Annotated in this window: 13 protein-coding genes; 10 read left to right on the plus strand and 3 right to left on the minus strand. The window is 67.4% G+C overall.

Annotated elements, in window-relative coordinates:
* Positions 1-10 precede the first annotated feature (10 nt).
* Positions 11-2371 carry a TonB-dependent receptor gene (locus KYN89_RS02280; RefSeq protein WP_222823615.1) on the plus strand — a complete coding sequence of 787 codons (2361 nt, stop codon included), beginning with the start codon at positions 11-13 and terminating at the stop codon, positions 2369-2371.
* An 82-nt stretch (positions 2372-2453) separates the two neighbouring features.
* Here KYN89_RS02280 and KYN89_RS02285 read toward each other — a convergent pair whose 3' ends face one another.
* Positions 2454-2933, minus strand: a complete 480-nt coding sequence (locus KYN89_RS02285; RefSeq protein WP_222823616.1) for a peroxiredoxin — start codon at positions 2931-2933, stop codon at positions 2454-2456.
* A gap of 321 nt (positions 2934-3254) precedes the next feature.
* Here KYN89_RS02285 and ahcY point away from each other — a divergent pair, with 321 nt between their 5' ends.
* From ahcY to trxA, 8 genes are all read left to right on the plus strand, one after another.
* Complete coding sequence (gene ahcY, locus KYN89_RS02290; RefSeq protein ID WP_222823617.1) at positions 3255-4646, plus strand: adenosylhomocysteinase; 1392 nt, start codon at positions 3255-3257, stop codon at positions 4644-4646.
* Positions 4647-4737: 91 nt separating this feature from the next.
* Entirely contained in the window at positions 4738-7092 is a 2355-nt protein-coding gene (locus KYN89_RS02295) for a PAS domain-containing sensor histidine kinase (RefSeq protein ID WP_222823618.1), read from the plus strand.
* A gap of 8 nt (positions 7093-7100) precedes the next feature.
* On the plus strand, positions 7101-7547 hold the full coding sequence (tsaE, locus tag KYN89_RS02300; RefSeq protein WP_248284946.1) for a tRNA (adenosine(37)-N6)-threonylcarbamoyltransferase complex ATPase subunit type 1 TsaE: 447 nt from the start codon (positions 7101-7103) through the stop codon (positions 7545-7547).
* Complete coding sequence (locus KYN89_RS02305) at positions 7544-8527, plus strand: aminoglycoside phosphotransferase family protein (protein ID WP_222823620.1); 984 nt, start codon at positions 7544-7546, stop codon at positions 8525-8527. The genes tsaE and KYN89_RS02305 overlap by 4 nt, the downstream gene beginning before the upstream one ends.
* Positions 8524-9243: a nucleotidyltransferase family protein gene (locus tag KYN89_RS02310; RefSeq protein ID WP_222823621.1), complete on the plus strand. Its 720-nt coding sequence runs from the start codon at positions 8524-8526 to the stop codon at positions 9241-9243. Before KYN89_RS02305 ends, KYN89_RS02310 begins: the two co-directional genes overlap by 4 nt.
* On the plus strand, positions 9236-12235 hold the full coding sequence (addB, locus tag KYN89_RS02315) for a double-strand break repair protein AddB (protein WP_222823622.1): 3000 nt from the start codon (positions 9236-9238) through the stop codon (positions 12233-12235). The genes KYN89_RS02310 and addB overlap by 8 nt, the downstream gene beginning before the upstream one ends.
* The gene (gene addA, locus KYN89_RS02320; protein ID WP_222823623.1) at positions 12232-15732 is read left to right on the plus strand and encodes a double-strand break repair helicase AddA; all 3501 of its coding nucleotides are present in this window, start codon (positions 12232-12234) and stop codon (positions 15730-15732) included. Before addB ends, addA begins: the two co-directional genes overlap by 4 nt.
* Positions 15733-15780: 48 nt before the next feature.
* Positions 15781-16101 carry a thioredoxin gene (gene trxA / locus KYN89_RS02325; protein ID WP_010237681.1) on the plus strand — a complete coding sequence of 107 codons (321 nt, stop codon included), beginning with the start codon at positions 15781-15783 and terminating at the stop codon, positions 16099-16101.
* Positions 16102-16108: 7 nt separating this feature from the next.
* Here trxA and KYN89_RS02330 read toward each other — a convergent pair whose 3' ends face one another.
* Together KYN89_RS02330 and argJ are read right to left on the minus strand one after the other, a co-directional pair.
* Positions 16109-16921 (minus strand): inositol monophosphatase family protein, encoded by an 813-nt coding sequence (locus KYN89_RS02330; protein ID WP_222823624.1) that lies wholly within the window; start codon positions 16919-16921, stop codon positions 16109-16111.
* A gap of 10 nt (positions 16922-16931) precedes the next feature.
* A complete protein-coding gene (gene argJ, locus KYN89_RS02335) occupies positions 16932-18158 on the minus strand; it encodes a bifunctional glutamate N-acetyltransferase/amino-acid acetyltransferase ArgJ (protein WP_222823625.1) in 1227 nt (408 codons plus the stop codon).
* Between the two features lie 94 nt (positions 18159-18252).
* Here argJ and KYN89_RS02340 point away from each other — a divergent pair, with 94 nt between their 5' ends.
* Entirely contained in the window at positions 18253-18519 is a 267-nt protein-coding gene (locus KYN89_RS02340) for a hypothetical protein (protein ID WP_222823626.1), read from the plus strand.
* Positions 18520-18613 lie beyond the last annotated feature (94 nt).

The raw sequence follows: 18613 nt of genomic DNA on the forward strand, positions 1-18613 counted from the left end.
GAATTTGAGGATGCGTAGCGCCAAGAGTCATGCCTTGCGTGCCGGCCTGCTGGCCGGGACGGGTTTTGCAGCCTTCATCGCGGCGCCCGCCGTGGCGCAGGATGCGTCCGCCGAGGACGCGATGCCGTATTCGGAGGAGGCGCCCGCCGATCCCGATCTCAACGTCATCACCGTCACCGCCCGCCGCCGCGAAGAGCGGCTGATCGACGTGCCGATCTCGGTCACCTCGTTCAGCGGCGAGCAGCTGGAGGAGCGCGGGGCGGTCGATATTACCGATATCGCCAACTACACCCCCAACGTGACGCTTGAGGCGAGCCGGGCGACCAATTCGACGCTGTCGGCCTTCATCCGCGGGATCGGCCAGCAGGATCCGGTTTCCGGCTTCGAGCAGGGCGTGGGCATCTATCTCGACGACGTCTATCTCAACCGCCCGCAGGCCGCGGTGCTGGAAATCTACGATGTCGAGCGGATCGAAGTGCTTCGCGGGCCGCAGGGCACGCTTTATGGGCGGAACACGATCGGCGGCGCGGTCAAGTATGTCAGCCGTCGCCTGCCGCAGGACTTCTCGCTCAAGGCGAAGGCCAGCTACGGCAGCTATAATCTGGCGGAAGGCGTGGTCACCGCGTCCGCTCCGCTCAACGATCTGATCCGCGTCGGCGGTTCGGTCGCTCGGCTTTCGCGCGGGGGCTTCGGCGACAACCTGACGCTGGGCACCGAGAACTATAACAAGGACATCTGGGCCGGCCGCGCCAGCTTCGAAATGGGCGGCTATGGCGAACCGGTGTTCCTGCGCATTCAGGGCGACTACACCAAGGACAAGAGCAATCCGCGCGGCGGCCATCGCCTGATCCCGGGCCAGGTTTCCGGCGCGCCGGTGCTGGACGATGTGTTCGACACGCGCGGCGGGCTCGACGATCCCAAGCAGGAGGTCGAATCCTACGGCCTGTCGATGCAGGCGGAAATCGACATGGGGGCAGGGCTGACGCTGCGCTCCATCTCCGCATGGCGCAAGGACGACAGCAGCACGCCGATCGATTTCGACGCGCTGCCCGCGGTCGATCTGGACGTTCCCGGCCTCTATCTGAACGAACAGATCAGCCAGGAACTGCAGGTTCTGTACGATGATGGCGGCCCGCTGACCGGCCTGATCGGTGCCTATTATCTCGATGCGACGGCAGACACGCTGTTCGACGTGCGCATCTTCACCACGCTGGCCGGGCTGACCGCGTACACCCAGGCGGACGTCGATACCGAGACCTTCGCGATCTTCGGCGATTTCTCCTATGACCTGACCGACCAGCTCTCGCTGTCGGTCGGCGGTCGATACACCTGGGATAACCGGCAGGCGTCGATCCTGCGGCAGAACTATCTGGGCGGCGGATCGCCCGTGTTCGGCGGCGCAGGCGTGCCGTTCGGCGCACCGGGTACCGATTTCGACGGCGAGCGCGACTTCAAGAAGTTTACTCCGCGCGCCTCGATCAGCTTCAAGCCGACGCCTGACCACAATATCTACGCGAGCTACTCCAAGGGCTTCAAAGGCGGCGGTTTCGACCCGCGCGGGGTAGGGGCGAACGCCCCCGATCTAAACAATGACGGCGTCCGCTCCGACGACGAGATCACCGCGTTCCTCAGCTTCGCGCCGGAAGAAGTCGACAGCTACGAAGTCGGCTACAAAGGGAGTCTGCTGAACGGCATGATCAATGTCGCGATCGCCGGCTTCTATGCCGACTACAAGGACGTCCAGATCCCCGGATCGGTCGCGTGTACCGTGGCTGGCCTGCCCAGCTTCTGCGGGGTCGTGTCCAATGCGGGCAAGGCGACCTTCAAGGGGCTGGAATTCGAAGGATCGGCGCGGCTTGGCGCGGGCTTCGTGCTGTCCGGCTCGCTCGGCTATATCGACGCGCAGTATGATGAGTACATCACCAACATCAACAACACGCCGACCGACGTCGCCGATTTCCGCGAGGTGCAGAACACGCCTAAGTGGACCGGCAGCGCGACGCTGGCGTACAACGCCCCTGTGGGGACCGGCGATCTCTATGCCGGGGCAACCGTCAGCTACCGCAGCAAGACCTACCAGTTCGAGATTCCCAATCCCTATCTCGACCAGGATGGCTATGCGCTGCTGAGCGCGGACATCGTCTACACCCTGCCGGGCGACCGGATCACGATCGGGGTCCACGGGAAGAACCTGCTGGACAAGCGCTACAAGACCAGCGGCTACACCTTCGTCGCGACCAATGCGACGACCGGCGAGATCATCAATGGCGCGAACGGTTTCCCGATCCCCACGCTGGGGCCGGAAGGCACGCTGACCGCGTTCTACGGCAATCCGCGGGAGGTCTTTGCGACCATCGGCTTCAAGTTCTGATCCCACGCGCTGGGTGACACAAAAAAGGGGCGCGCCTTCACTGCGAAGGCGCGCCCCTCTCTGTTTCGGATATGCCGGAGCCTTAGAGCTGGCCGAGCATGTGCTCCGCGCTGGAGACGCTGAAGTCGCCCGGCTTTTCGACGTTGAGCTTGCGCACCTGGCCGTCGTCGACCAGCATCGAATAGCGCTGGCTGCGCTGGCCCATGCCGAAGCTCGACCCGTCCATCGTCAGGCCGACCGCTTCGGCGAAATCGCCATTGCCGTCCGCCAGCATGGTCACATCCTTGCTGCCATCGGCCTTCTGCCAGGCGCCCATCACGAACGCGTCATTGACCGAAATGCAGGCGATCTCGTCGACACCCTTTGCCTTCAGCTCGTCCGCCTTTTCGGCGAAGCCGGGCAGGTGCTTGGCCGAGCAGGTCGGGGTGAAGGCACCGGGCACAGCGAACAGCGCAACCTTGCGGCCGGCGAAGTAATCGCGGCTGTCGACCTTTTCGGGGCCGTTTTCGGTGACCTTGGTCAGGGTGACCTGCGGGATCGTGTCGCCTTCGGAAATCTTCATCATCTGTATCCTTCGCGGTGTGAGTCGTGGAGCGCTGTGTGGCGCGGTCGGAGGCTTCGGGCAATCCTGAAGGGATCGGCGCGCGCGCGACCGCGTTCATCAGACATACGACCTGGCAACGCATTCTTTCCCGTTTGCGCGCTTTTCGTCGCACGCAAAGAATTTTCGGGCGCATTCACCGGCGCACATCGCTTGCAGATATAAAGAAGTCTTTATATGGGCCGTATCAATCTGCGCGGCACCCCAACGCCCGCAACGGACCATTCCCCGGGTTCCCTGCGCCTTCAAGGGCGTATGCCCATCAAACCCAAAGGAGCTAGCATGGCTACCCCCGCAAATATCATCGCAGACATCGGTCTGGCAGACTATGGTCGCAAGGAAATCGCGATCGCCGAAACCGAAATGCCCGGCCTGATGGCGCTGCGCGAACAGTATGGCGACAGCAAGCCGCTGAAGGGCGCGAAGATCGCCGGTTCGCTGCACATGACGATCCAGACCGCGGTGCTGATCGAAACGCTCGTCGCGCTCGGCGCGGACGTGCGCTGGACCACCTGCAACATCTATTCGACGCAGGATCACGCCGCCGCCGCGATCGCCGACCAGGGCATCCCGGTGTTCGCCGTGAAGGGCGAAACGCTGGCCGAGTACTGGGACTATGTCGCCCACATCTTCGACTGGGGCGATGAACCCTGCAACATGATCCTCGACGATGGCGGCGATGCGACCATGTTCGCGCTGTGGGGCGCGCGGATCGAAGCGGGCGAGGAAATGCCCGCGCCGACCAACGAGGAAGAGCGCGAAATGCAGCGCGCGCTCAAGGCCTTCGTCGAGCGCAAGCCCGGCTACCTGACCAAGACGGTCGAGACCATTCGCGGCGTTTCGGAAGAAACCACCACCGGCGTCAACCGCCTCTACCAGCTGTCGAAGGCGGGCAAGCTGCCGTTCCCCGCGATCAACGTGAACGACTCCGTCACCAAGTCGAAGTTCGACAACAAGTACGGCTGCAAGGAATCGCTGGTCGACGGGATTCGTCGCGGCACCGACGTGATGATGGCCGGCAAGGTCGCCTGCGTCGCAGGCTACGGCGATGTCGGCAAGGGCTCGGCAGCCTCGCTTTCCGGCGCTGGCGCGCGCGTGATGGTCACCGAAATCGACCCGATCTGCGCACTGCAGGCGGCGATGGACGGCTATGAAGTCGTGACCATGGACGAGGCGACCAAGCGCGCCGACATCTTCGTCACCACCACCGGCAACAAGGACGTGATCACCGTCGATCACATGCGCGCCATGAAGGACATGGCGATCGTCGGGAACATCGGCCACTTCGATAACGAGATCCAGGTCGAAGGCCTGGCCAACATGAAGTGGACCGAGATCAAGCCGCAGGTCGACATGGTCGAATTCCCCGATGGCAAGCGCATCCTGCTGCTGTCGAAGGGCCGCCTCCTGAACCTCGGCAACGCGACCGGCCACCCCAGCTTCGTGATGAGCGCCAGCTTCACCAACCAGGTGCTCGCGCAGATCGAACTGTTCACCAAGGCGGGCGAATACGAGAACGCGGTCCACGTGCTGCCCAAGCACCTCGACGAAGAGGTCGCCGCGCTCCACCTCGCCAAGCTCAACGTGCAGCTTAGCGAACTGAGCAAGGAACAGGCCGACTACATCGGCGTGCCGCAGCAAGGGCCGTTCAAGCCCGAGCATTATCGCTACTAAGCCAGCGATTATCTCACGGGCGGGGAAACTCGCCCGTCTTGCAGGCCCGGCGTGGTTGCCAAGCGACCATTGCCGGGCCTAGCTGATTCTCATGGACCTAGGCTCAACCGCGCTGGCACTGCTCGGCCTGCTGCTCGCGGCGTGGACCGCTGCTGCGGCGTGGCTGATGATCGCCGCCGCCTCGCGTTCGCGCGGGGCCGAGGCCGCGCGCCGCAATGCCAAGCGGATGGCACGCCTGCTGGAAGAGGCACCCGCCGCGGCACTGGTCGTGCGCAGCGACGGGCGGCTGGAAGGCAGCGACCGGCTGGCCCACTGGCTCGGCTTCGATCAGCTGCCGCAGTTTATCAGCGAACTGGCCAAATATCCCGACCGCGGGCTCAGCCGCGAACAGCTCGACGAACTGACCCAGAAGGTCCGCCTCGCGCAGAAATCCGCCGCGCCGTTCCGGATGGCGGTGACGTTGCCCGGCTCCTCGCGCAGCCTCGCCCTGCGCGGCAGCCTCGCCGATCCGCAGGTCTCGCCCGCGGGCGCAGCGCTGATCTGGGTGTTCGATTTCAGCGAGAGCGAGCTGGAACTTGGGCGGATGCGCAAGGAAGCCGCGCGCGCGCGGTCCGATTTTGCCGCGCTGGTCGGCCTGATCGAGGCCGCGCCCACGCCGATGTGGTTCCGCAATGCCGATATGGAGCTGCAACTGGTCAACAAGGCCTATGTTGCGGCCGTGGGAGCCGATGACGCGCAAAGCGTGATCGACCAGCAGATCGAGCTGGTCGAGGCGGTCGACGGAGAGCCGCCTGCCGAGATCGCGCGGCAGGCGGCGCAAAGCGGCGCGCCGATCGAGCGGGTCGTCTCGGTCACCAATGTCGACGGGATGCGGCGGCGCTTTCGCGTGTCCGACCTGCCGCTGGCCGAGGAAGGGGTCGCGGGCTACGCGGTCGATATTCAGGAACAGGAAGATCTGGCCCGCGAACACCGCGCCTATCGCGAGGCGCAGCGCTCCATGCTCGATCGTCTTTCGGTCGGCGTGGCGCAGTTCGACGACCAGCGACGGCTCACCTTCGCCAACCAGCCGTTCCGCCGCCTGCTGGGCGTGCGCCCGGGTGCCAGCGGGCTGGGCACGCCGTTCGAACGCCTGCTCAGCGATGCGCGTGACGAAGGCCGCCTGCCCGAAGTGCGCGACTTTCCCAGCTGGCGCAAGGATCGCATGGCCTGGTTCGAGGCGGGCGATACGCAGGAGGAAGACTGGCCGCTGTCCGACGGTACGCACCTGCAGGTGGTCGGCCAGCCGATGCCCGACGGCGGGCTCGCCCTGATCCTCGAAGACCGGACCGAACAGCTGAGCCTGGCGGCCAACCGCGACACGCTGCTGCGCACGCGCACCGCCATGCTCGACAGCCTGTTCGAAGCGCTCGCGGTGTTCGCGCCCGACGGCCGCCTGCAATTGTGGAACCACAGCTTCCCCGAGACCTGGGGACTGGAACCCGATGCGCTGGACGAACACCCCTCGGTCGATGCGCTGCTCGGCCTGATCCAGCCCAATCTCGCCCGGCCCAAGCAGGCCAAGGGCGTGGGCGAGGTGATCCGCTCCGCCACGCTCGACCGCAAGGAGCGGGCCGGGCGGCTCCAGCTGGCCGACGGGCGGACGATCGAATTTGCCGGTATTCCGCTGCCCGATGGCAACGGCCTGCTGACCACGCTGGATGTGACCGCGAACGAACAGGCAGAGACCGCGCTGCGCGACCGCGCCGAAGCGCTGGAGCAGGCGGACAAGGTCAAGACCCGCTTCCTCGCCAACATGTCCTACGAATTCCGCACGCCGCTGACCTCGATCGGCGGCTTTGCCGAGCTGTTGCAGGCCGAGGTTGCCGGGCCGCTGAGCGATGGCGCGAAGGAATATGTCGCCGCGATCATCGAATCGGTCGCGCGGCTGACCGACCAGGTCGAAAACGTGCTCGACCTGTCGCAGAGCGAGGCGGGGCTGCTGCCCATCGCGCGGCGCGAATTGTCGCTGCTGGCCTTCGTCACCGGCGTGGCCCGGGCGCGCGAGGATGTGATCGAGGCGAAGTCGATCACGCTCGACCTGCGCGGCAGCCAGGCGCTCAAATTGCAGGCCGATCCGCGCCAGCTGGGCCGCGCGATCGGGCAATTGCTCGACAATGCGATCGAGGCGTCTGGCGAGAAGGGCCGCATTCTGGTCGATCTGGCGAAGCAGGATGGCGGGGTGCGGATCGTGATTTCGGATAATGGCCGCGGAATGGACGAGAACGAGCTGGCGCTGGCGCTCGACGGAATGCGCTCGGCGAGCGAGGGCGGGGCGGAGGCGACGCGCCGGCAGGGGCTCGGCCTTCCGCTCGCAAGGCAGCTGATCGAGGCGCATGGTGGACGCTTCGACATCCATTCCGAAAAGCGCATCGGCACCAGCGTTAGCCTGTGGTTGCCGCTGGCATGACGCGGACAATGATCGATTTGCCCGATCTCGCGGCGATGGAGGCGCTGGGCGCGCGGATTGCCGCCGCCATGCGCCCCGGCGACGTGATCGCGCTTTCCGGTCCGCTCGGCGCGGGCAAGACCACGCTCGCCCGTGCGATCCTGCGCGCGGCGGGGCACGCGGGCGAAGTCCCCTCGCCGACCTTCACCCTGATCGAGATGTACGAGGCGCTCCAGCCGCCGGTCGCGCATGCCGATTTCTACCGCCTCGAAGACCCTGCCGAAGTCGAGGAGCTGGGCCTCGACGATTATCGCGAGGGCGCGGTGCTGATCGCCGAATGGCCCAAACGCGCGGGCGGTTTCGCGCACGAGCCCGCCTGTCTGACCATCGACGTATCTTTCGCGGGGGCAAATGCGGGTGGCGGTCGCAAGGCGATTGTCGAAGGCGGGGCAGATTGGCTAGGACGCGCGCCATGACGACATTGCCTGACGGTATTCACGACTTCCTCGGCGCGGCAGGCTGGGCCGGGGCGCAGATCGCACCGCTGACCGGCGATGCCAGCTTCCGCCGCTATTTCCGGCTCCACCATGAAGGCAAGAGCGCGATGCTGATGCACGCGCCCCCGCCGGAGGAGCCGCGCGAGTTCCTGCATGTCGGGCGCTGGCTGCTCGACCAGCAGATCCGCGCGCCGCAGATATATGCCGAGGATCTCGATAATGGCTGGGTGCTGATCGAGGATTTCGGCGATGCGCGGATGCGCGACTGGCTGGACGAGAATCCGGCCGCCGAGGACGAGGCCTATTCCGCCGCGATCGACACGCTCGCCGATCTGCACCGCAAGCCCGCCGGGCCTTTCCCGCCCTATGACGAGGAAACCTACCTGCGCGAGGCGCAGCTGTTCACGCAGTGGTATTGCCCGGCGCTGGGGCTGGCTGTCGACAGCGACGGGTTCGACGCCGCCTGGCGCGAAGTGCTCGCCCCGCTGACCGCGAACCAGCAGCCCGGCGTGACCGTGCTGCGCGACTATCATGCGGAAAACATCATGCTGCTCGCACCCGATAGCGGGGCGGGCAGTCAGGGCGTGATCGATTTTCAGGACGCGCTGGTCGGCCACCCGGCCTATGACCTTGTCTCCCTGCTGCAGGATGCGCGGCGCGATGTGACGCCCGAACTGGAGTCGCGGATGCTCGCCCGCTATCGCGAATGTGCCGATTGCGGCGACGAGTTCGATGCCGATTACGCCCGGCTCGGCGCGCAGCGGAACACCAAGATCGTCGGCATCTTCGCGCGCCTCAACCAGCGTGACGGCAAGCCGCGCTACCTCGCCCTGATCCCGCGCGTGTGGGAGGCGCTGGAGCGCGATCTGGCGCACCCCGCGCTGGCTCCGGTGGCGCAGTGGTTCAAGGCCAATATCCCGGCCGATCTACGCGCGCGCAACGGAGCTCTTGAGGCATGAGCAGCCTTCTTGCGTCCGATACTGCGATGGTGATGGCGGCAGGGCTGGGCAAGCGGATGCGTCCGCTGACCGCGACCATGCCCAAGCCGATGGTCCGCGTCGCGGGCAAGCCGCTGATCGACCATACGCTGGACCGGCTGGCCGATGCGGGCGTCGCGCGGGCGGTGGTCAATGTCCATTACCTGGCCGACGCGCTGGAGGCCCACGTGGTCGAGCGCAAAAGCCCCAAGGTCACCATTTCTGACGAGCGGGACGCGCTGCTGGAAACCGGCGGCGGGATGATCAAGGCGCAGGGCTTGCTGCCCGATCCGTTCTTCTGCCTCAACTCGGACAACATCTGGCTCGACGGGCCGCGCAATGCCTTTGCCGACCTGTCGATGCTGTGGGATGCGGAGCGGATGGACGCGCTGGTGCTGGTGGTGCCGCACAAGCGCGCCGCCAATTTCGACGGCCCGGGCGATTTCCATCTCGATGCGGCGGGCAAGGTCTCGCGCCGCCAGCCGGGGCGCATCGCGCCCTTCATCTACACCGGTATCCAGCTGGTCTCCCACCGCCTGCTGCGCGATGCGCCCGAGGGCAAGTTCTCGACCAACATCCTGTGGAACCGGGCGATCGAGGAAGGGCGACTGTTCGGCCTGCCGTTCACCGGCGAGTGGTTCGAGGTCGGCACGCCGCAGGCGATCCGCCCGACCGAGGAGGCGCTGTCGCGTGGCTAACGCTGCGCGACCGCAAGTTTTTTCGATCGCAGCCCATCGCGGGTTTGCCGATGCGCTGGTGGCGGGTCTGGTCCCGCGATATTCAGAAGACGGCCTTGGCCTCGCCCGGCTGACCCTGCTGCTGCCCAGCGGGCGCGCGATCCGCACGGTCAGCGAAGCCTTCGTGCGCCATATGGGCGAGGAAGGCGGTGCCGGCCTGCTGCTGCCGCGGATGGTCACCATCGGCGACCTGTCGCTCGACGAAGCGCTTGGCCCGCTGCTCGATCCGCTGGGGGCCGACGAGATTCCGCCAGCCGTCGACCCGACCTTCCGCTGGCTGCGGCTCGCCGCGCTGCTGGCGGAGGACATTGGCAAGGGTGCTCCGAAAGGCCCGCCGCTGTTCCGGCAGGCGCGGATGATCGCCGAGACGATGGACCGTCTGCTGGTCGAAGAGATCGCGCCGGAAGATCTGCGGGGGGACCGGGTGCTCGATGTGGTCGGCTCGGTCGCCGGGCACTGGCAGGACAGTCTGCGGCGTTTTGCCAGGGTGCAGGCGCGCTGGCTCGTCGAATTGCAGGCGATGGGCCGCGTCGATTCTGCCACGCGGCGCAACCAGCTGTTCGCCCATGCCGCGAAAAGCTGGCGCGCCGAGCCGCCTGCCACGCCGATCGTCGCGGCAGGCGTAACCAGCGCCGCGCCCGCGCTCGCGCGGCTGCTGCGGGTGGTGAGCGAACTGCCGCAGGGCGCGGTGATCCTGCCCGATCTCGACCTCGCGCTGTCAGACGCGGCGTGGGACGAGCTGGGCCGTGTGGGCCAGTCCGACGATGCCGATGGCGAGCGGCTGGGCCGCCATGATGCGCCGACCCATCCGCAATATCACCTCAAGCTGCTGCTTGGCCGGATGGGCGTCAATCGCGGCGAGGTGCGGCAATGGCACCGGCGCGGGCTGACGGCCGCGAACCCCGACCGGACCCACGCGGTCAGCGCGCTGTTCCTGCCCCCGCAGGCAAGCAAGAGCTGGGTCGAGTTGCCTTCCGAAAAGCGCCGTCTGGCGGCGGTACAGCTGCTCGAAACGGGCAATCCGGAGGAGGAGGCGCAGGCCGTCGCGCTGGCGGTGCGCCGCAAGCTGGAGGAGCCGCAGAAGCGCGTGGCGGTGGTCACGCCCGACCGCTCGCTCGCCCGGCGGATCGTGCATCACCTGCGCCGGTGGGAAATTCAGGCCGACGATTCGGCGGGCGCACCGCTGTGCGATACCGCTGCTGGCCGCGCGTTGCTGCTGCTGGCGCAGGTGATTGCCGAAAGGGCTGCGCCGGTGCCGCTGGTCGCGTTTCTGGGCCATCCATTCGTCGGGGTCGCGGAGGCGGAGGATTCCGATCGTGCCCGCGCCGACTGGCTCGATGCGCTGCGTCGGTTCGAGGACCGGCTGCGCGGCCCGCGTCCCGCGCCCGGCTTGGCACCCCTGCGCGCCATCGCGGCGAAGGCCGATGCCGACGCGTGGTGGGGCACGGTCGCGGACAGGCTCGCCCCGCTGATGGAGCGGGAGGAAGACGCGCCGCTCGCCGAACTGCTCGGAACGTTGGCGCAGGTGCTGGAAGAATTCTGCGGCGAAGCGGTCTGGGGGCGCGAGGATGGCCGAGCGTTGGGCGGTTTCGTCGACGATCTGCGTCAGCAGGCGAGCGCGGCGGGCACCATGATCGACCCGCGCGACCTGCACGATGTGCTGACCGATGCGATGGAGCGGGTCGCGGTGCGCCCGGCCTATGGCGGGCATCCGCGCGTTGCGGTCTACGGCCTGCTCGAAAGCCGGATGGCGCGGGCCGACCTGATTATCTGCGCGGGCCTCAACGAGGGCACCTGGCCGGGCGGCGCCTCGCCCGATCCGCTGCTCGCCCCCCCGGTGCTGCGCGCGCTGGGCGTGCCCGGCGGTGAGTTCCGCATCGGGCTTGCCGCGCACGATCTGGCGGGTGCGCTGGGCGCGCCGCAGGTCTTGCTCACCCGCGCCGCGCGCGATGCCGACGGCCCAGCGATTCCATCGCGTTTCTTCCTGCGGATCAAGGCCTTGCTCGGCGATCTGGCGAAACGACATGAGGAAGACGAGCTGCCCGCGCTGGTCGATGCGTTGCGCGATGCCGATCCTGCGCCGCTCTATCCGGTGCCGCAGCCGCGTCCGCCTGCCGAAGTGCGTCGGGTGACGATCAGCGCGACCGCGCTCGATCGGCTGCGCTCGGACCCGTACCAGTTCTACGCCAATGCGATCCTGCGGCTGAAGGAGCGCGACCCGCTCGACGCGGAGCCCAGCCCCGCGTGGCAGGGCACGCTCGCCCACGCGATTCTGGAGGAATGGCACAAGGAGGGCGGGGCGCTGGTCGATCTGGCGACCAAGCATCTGGGCGCGATGGACGCGCACCCGCTGACCCGCGCTTTGTGGGAGCCGCGCCTGATGGCCGCGCTCGAATGGATCGAGAATGAGGTCGGCTCCGATCCCGATCGCCGGATCGTTGCGGTCGAGCAGAAGGGCCGCCACCTGTTCTCTGGCATCGAGATCACCGGCACCGCCGACCGGATCGACCGGCTGGCCGACGGCAGCTACGCCATCGTCGACTACAAGACCGGCGGCCCGCCATCGAAGAAAATGGTCGAGGAAGGTTTCGCACTCCAGCTCGGCACGCTGGGCCTGCTGGTGGAGGAGGGCGCCTATGCCGATCGGGGCATCGAAGGCGTGCCGACGCGGTTCGAATACTGGTCCCTTGGCCGCGATGCGAAGTCGGATACGGGATTTGGCTATGTCACCACGCCGCTGAAGATCGGCAATGCCCGCACAGGGATGGAGCCCGACGATTTCCTGCCCGAAACGCGGCGCTACCTTGCCGAGGCGCTCGACACCTGGATCCTCGGCGATGCGCCCTTCACCGCGCGGCCCAACCCCGATCTCAAGCTCTACGCCACCTACGACCAGCTGATGCGGCTGGAGGAATGGCTGGGCAGGGAGAGCGAGCCGGGGGCCACGCGATGAGCGACAAAATCCACACGCTCCTGCCGGAACAGGGCCACGCGGCGGATCCAAGCCATTCCGTGTGGCTTTCCGCCAGCGCGGGCACCGGCAAGACGCAGGTCCTTTCCGCGCGTGTGCTGCGCCTCCTGCTGCAGCCCGGCGTGGAGCCCGGATCGATCCTGTGCCTCACCTTCACCAAGGCGGGCGCGGCGGAGATGGCGACCCGCGTGAACGAGACGTTGGCCCGCTGGGTGCGGATGGAAGAAACCCTGCTGGCCAAGCATCTGCGCGCCATCGGGGCTAAGGTCGATCCGGCGACTTTGGCCCATGCCCGCACGCTTTTCACCCGCGTGCTCGATTGCCCCGGCGGCGGTCTGCGCATCGATACGATCCACGCTTTTGCGCAATACCTGCTCGCCGCGTTTCCCGAGGAGGCGGGGCTGGAGCCGGGCACGGTCGCGATGGACGATCGCACGCGCGGGTTGCTCGCGCGCGACGTGCTGACCGAGCTGGTCGCCAACGCGGACGAGGCGGATAACAGCGCACTCGCGATGCTCTCGCGCAGGCTCGGTCCCGACGGGGTCAAGCAATGGCTGATGGCCTGCGCCAAGGCGCGCGAGCTGTGGGAAGGTCCGCAAGGCTGGCAGAGCCCGATGCGGCCGCAGGTGCTCGCGATGCTCGGCCTGCCGAGCGATTTTTCCGAGGCCGATCTGGTGCGCGAATGCGCCGACGACCGCTTCGACTGCGGCTCTCTGCGCGCCTGCCTTGCGACCTTGCAGGACTGGAACACCAAGAGCGGGCGCGACGCGGCGGAGCCGATCTCCGCATGGCTTGCCGCCGATCCCGTTCAGCGCCTCGCCACGCTTGCCTGTTTCAATGGCAGCCTGCTGGTCGCAGACGGCTCCAAGCCAAAGAACCTGACCAATCTGGTGAAGCGCGACCCGACCTACGAGGGCAATGTCGCGGCAGTTCAGGCCAGCCTCGATGCGATCCGCGAGAAATTCGCGCTGCTCGCGCTGGCGGAATATCTCACCCCCGCGCTCGAACTGGGGCGGCGCTTCGCCTTGCGGTGGGACGAGGCGAAGCGGGTGCATGGCCTGGTCGATTTCGACGACCAGATCGCACGCGCGGCCACGCTGCTCGGCAATTCGGAGATGGCGCAGTGGATCGGCTACAAGCTCGACCGCAGTTTCGACCACATCCTGGTCGACGAGGCGCAGGATACCAATGACAGCCAGTGGGCGATCATCGACGCGCTGACGCAGGATTTCTTTGACGGGCTGGGCGCGGCAGGCGCGCGGTTGCGGACGATCTTCGTGGTTGGCGACTACAAGCAGGCGATCTTCGGCTTCCAGGGCACCGAACCGCGCCTGTTCGTGGACAAGCGCGAGCAATATGACGCGCGGATCAACAGCGCGATCGCCAATGCCGAAACGCTCGCCCATGAAACGCGCGAGGCTCCGCTGGTCCCGCTCGCGCCGCTCGCCCGGCTGGGGCTGGAACGCAATTTCCGATCGTCGCAGGTGATCCTCGATTTCGTCGATCGCGCGGTGGCGCATGTCGGCACGCACGCGATGGGGATGCCCGGTGAAGAGGTGCAGCATACCGGCGAAGATCGCCCCGGGCGGGTGACGCTGTGGGCACCGATCAGGGCCGAGGAAAGCGACGACCCCGAAGCGGTCGAGGAAGACGGCGCCGAAACCTGGCTGCCCGCGCCAGAGCGGCGGATGGCAGACCGGATCGCCGCGCAGGTGAAGCAGTGGCTCGAAGACGGACACCCGCTGACCAAGGGCGGGGCGCGCCGGGCGGGCCCGGGCGACATCATGATCCTGGTGCGCAAGCGCCGCGCGCTTGCCGGGCTGATCGTTGCGCGGCTCCACGCGGCGGGCGTGCCTGTGGCGGGCGTCGACCGGCTGCGGCTGGGCGCGCCGCTTGCGGTCAAGGATCTGCTCGCCGCGCTGCGCTTCGCCGCGCAGCCGAGGGACGACCTGATGCTCGCCAACCTGCTGGTCTCGCCGCTGGGTGGCTGGTCGCAGGACGACCTGCTGAAGCATGGCCTGCGCGACAAGAGCGTGGGGTTGTGGGACCATATCCGCCGCAGCGACGCGCCGCTGTGCATGGCGACCGCCGACCGGCTGCGCGCGCTACTGGCACGCGTCGATTACGAACATCCGCAAGCACTGCTCCACTGGCTGCTGACCGGCCCGTGGGACGGGCGGCGCAAGCTGGTCGCTCGGCTGGGGCGCGAGGCGAATGATCCGATCGACGAACTGGTCGGCGCGGCCTTCGCCTACTGTGCCGAACACACGCCCAGCCTGCAGGGCTTCCTCAACTGGTTCGATGCCTCGGACGAAGAGCTGAAACGCGAAGCGGCAGGCAGCGGCGATGCCGTGCGCGTGCTCACCGCACATGGCTCGAAGGGGTTGCAGGCGCCGATCGTGATCCTCGCCGATGCGACCGGCAATCCCGATCGCGGCCCTGCGCGCGCGGGCGAGCTGGCGACCGATGACGGGCGCTCCGTCCCGCTCCCCTCGCTGCCCAAGGAGGCGAAGGCGGGGCCGGTGGTCGCGGCCGAGGAAGCGAAGAAGGCGCGCGAGCGCGAGGAGCACTGGCGGCTGATGTACGTCGCGATGACCCGCGCCGAGGAAGCGCTCTATATCGGCGGCGCATTGCTGCCGAGCGACAAGGACGTGCCCGAGGCGAGCTGGTATGCGCAGGCCGCTGCGCTGTTCGACAGCGAAGGCGGGGCCGAGGGCGAGGGCGTCTCCGACCCGATCTGGGGCGAGCGGCACGATCTGGGCACGCTGGCCGATATTGCGCCGCCCGCCCGCGATGCGGCGAGCCGGGCCCAGCGCCCCGCGCTGCCCGACTGGGCCAGCCGCCCGCCCGCCGCCGAGCCGAGCCCGCCGCGCCCGCTCGCGCCATCCGCCGCCGGGGACGACCTCGCGCCCAACCCGCCGGGACTGGCGACGGGGGCCGAGGCGGCGCAGCGCGGTACGCTGATCCACCGCCTGCTCGAACGCCTGCCCGATATCGCGCCCGAGGACCGCGAAGCGCGGGGCTCCTCATGGCTCGCCGCACAGGCTGCCGATCTGCCGGAGGAGGCGCGCGCGGCGATGCTGGAGCAGGCGCTCGGCGTGCTCGACCATCCCGATTTTGCCGCGCTGTTCGCGCCGGGTGCGCTGGCCGAGATCTCGCTCGCCGCGACGGTCGAGGGGCAGGTGGTCACCGGCAAGCTCGACCGGCTGTGCGTGGGCGAGGAAGAGGTGCTGGTGGTCGATTACAAGACCACCCGCCGCCCGCCGGCTTCGCTGGAACAGGTGCCCGCCGCGACGCTGCGGCAGATGTCCGCCTACGCCCACGCGCTCTCCGCCATCTATCCCGGGCGGCGGATTTGCGCGGCGCTGCTGTACACCCAGACGCCGCAGCTGATCGTGATTCCGCACGCGGTTCTGGCCGCTCACAAGCCCGGCTTGGGGGACAAGCAGCTAAGTTTGCCCGGCTCCGCCTTTGCGTAATCGCTTCGCGTCCCTAGATATCGGGCCAAGAAACAGGAGACATCCCCCATGGCCACCAAAACCGTCACCGATGCCAGCTTCCAGTCCGACGTCCTGCAGAGCGACAAGCCCGTGCTGGTCGATTTCTGGGCCGAGTGGTGCGGCCCGTGCAAGATGATCGCGCCCGCGCTGGAAGAAATCAGCGACGAGCTGGCCGACCAAGTGACCATCGCCAAGATGGACATCATGGAAAACACCGACACGCCGGGCAAGCTGGGCGTGCAGGGCATCCCCTATCTGGTGTTGTACAAGAATGGCGAACGCGCCGCCGAACTGACCGGCGCGCGGCCCAAGAGCCAGCTCAAGGCGTGGCTCGAAGAACAGCTCTGATGTGTGCTCAGGCGGCGGGCGCGTAGCCTGCCGCCGACAGCCGGACGACCAGCTGGTCGAACAAGTCGCGGCTCGCCGCGCCGACCATCCCGCTGCGACCATCGTCGACCCGGTAGGGTGTTCCGTCGAGTCGTAGGCAGGTGCCGCCCGCTTCATTCAGGAACAGCGATCCTGCCGCGTGGTCCCACGGCAGCGTGCGCTCGTAGATCGCAACGTCGTGTTCGCCGAGCATGGTCAGCGGATATTGCTCGCACGCCGCGCCGGGCGCGTGGACCAGCGTGTAGTTGGGCACGATTTCCAGGTCGAAGCGCCGGCGCTGCTCGGGCGTCATGAATTTCTTCATCGCGGCAAGGCGCGGCGGATTTGCGCCGCTGGCTCGCGCTGTCACCGCCTCCCCGTCGATCATCGCGCCCTGGCCACGACGCGCCGCGCAGAACCGGTCGCGCTGCGGGTCGTAGATCCAGCCCCCTTGCGCAAAGCCTTCTTCGGCCAGCGCGACCATGATCCCGAAGTGGCCCGTGCCGCTGGCGAAATTGCTCGTCCCGTCGATCGGGTCGATGATCCAGCACGTGCCCGACAGGCGATCCATCACCGACGGGTCGGCGTGGACCGATTCCTCGCCGACGATGGCCGCTTCGGGGTGCAGTTTCGCCAGCCCCTCGGCAAGCGCGACCTCCGCCTCGCGATCGGCGATGGTGACGAGATCGTCGTCCGCCTTCTCGATGATTTCGGTCGCCTTGAGCGCCTGGTGGCGCGGCATGATGATCCGCTCCGCCACATCGCGCATCAGGGCCAGAATTTCGCGGTCGAGTACGCTCATGAGTTTCTCCTCAGGAGCGATAATCCGCGTTGATGTCGATGTATCCGTGGGTCAGGTCGCAGGTCCACACGCTCGCGCGGCCGTCGCCCATTCCCAGATCCACCGCGATGTCGATTTCCTGCCCTGCGAGATGCGCGGCGACGGGCGCTTCGTCGTAACCTTCCACCGGCTGCCCCTCGCGCGCGGCCCAGTGGCCGCCGAAGCCGATCGAGAGCGTGTCGCGATTGGCAGGCTCGCCCGCCTTGCCCACCGCCATGACCACGCGGCCCCAGTTGGCATCGCCGCCAGCGATCGCGGTCTTGACCAGCGGGGAGTTGGCGATGGCGAGGCCGATGGTCCGCGCGCTCTCGTCCGAGACTGCGCCGCTGACATGGACCGCGATGAACTTTTGCGCGCCTTCGCCGTCACGCACGACCAAATGTGCCAGCTCGCGGCAGACGTCGTGCAGCGCGGCCATGAAGGCATCCGCGCCGGGATCGTCAAAAGAGGTCAGCTGCGCATGGCCAGCCTTGCCGGTCGCGAAGGCGAGCACGGTGTCGCTGGTCGAGGTGTCGGAATCAACGGTGATGCAGGAGAATGTTTGCCGGTTCGCGGCGGAAAGGCACTCCTGCAGGAAGGCGGGCGAGACCGCCGCATCGGTGAAGATGTAGCCGAGCATGGTCGCCATGTCGGGCGCGATCATCCCGCTGCCCTTGACGATTCCCGCGATCTCGACCCGAGTATCCCCGATCATCGCGCTGGCGTGGGCGCCCTTGGCGAAGGTGTCGGTCGTGCCGATGGTGTTGGTCGCATCCTCCCAGCCGCACGGCTGGGCATCCAGCACCGCCTCCACGCCTGCACGTGCCTTGTCTTTGGGCAGCGGCACGCCGATCACGCCGGTCGAGGAGACGAACACCTCGTTGGTCGCACAGCCGAGGTGATCCGCCACCTGGCCCATGATCTGCTCCACCGCTTCGCGCCCACGATAGCCGGTGAAGGCGTTGGAATTGCCTGCGTTGACGATCAGTGCCCGCGCGCTGCCACCCTTGATCTGCTCGCGGCCCAGCTCGACTTCGCTCGAACAGCACACGTTCTTCGTGAAGACGCCGGCGACGCTGGTGCCCTCCGCCAGTTCGGCGAAGGTCAGGTCGCAACGGTCCCATTCCTTGTAGCGCGCCCGCGCGATGCGCAGCGTCACGCCGTCGATGGGCGGAATGGCAGGGAAGGGCAGGGCGAGCGGGGAGCGGGCGAGGTCCATAGTGGAACAGCGACTAGCGCGCGTCGATCTGCGCGACAATCGGTTGTGCGCTTGCGGCTGGACGTTGCGCACCACAGCGCTTATGTCTTGCGCCATGCTTCGGCTCCTCCTCACCTGTCTTGCCTTCCTGAGCGGCCTTGTTGCCGTCGGTACGCCGGCAAGCGCGATGTTCGCGGAAAGCTCCGTGGCCGGTTCGGCTGCCGAGGTCTGCAGCAGCGACAAGGAAGACGCACGGTGCGAATGCAGCACCGCGATTCGGGTGCGGCACTGGCGGATTGCGCTGGAGCGGGTCTGCCGTCCGCGCGATCCCGTGATCTTTGTCCCGACCGTACAGCTCGGCCCCGATCGCGCGCTGGAATAGCGCGCCAACCCCACATTTCGTTTCGCGTTCGCAGGACCGCCCGGCACTCGCAGTGTCAGGGCGCTGCACAGCATAATCCCATTATCGCAAGGCC

This window comes from Alteriqipengyuania abyssalis, assembly GCF_019857185.1.
Lineage (GTDB): Bacteria > Pseudomonadota > Alphaproteobacteria > Sphingomonadales > Sphingomonadaceae > Alteriqipengyuania > Alteriqipengyuania abyssalis.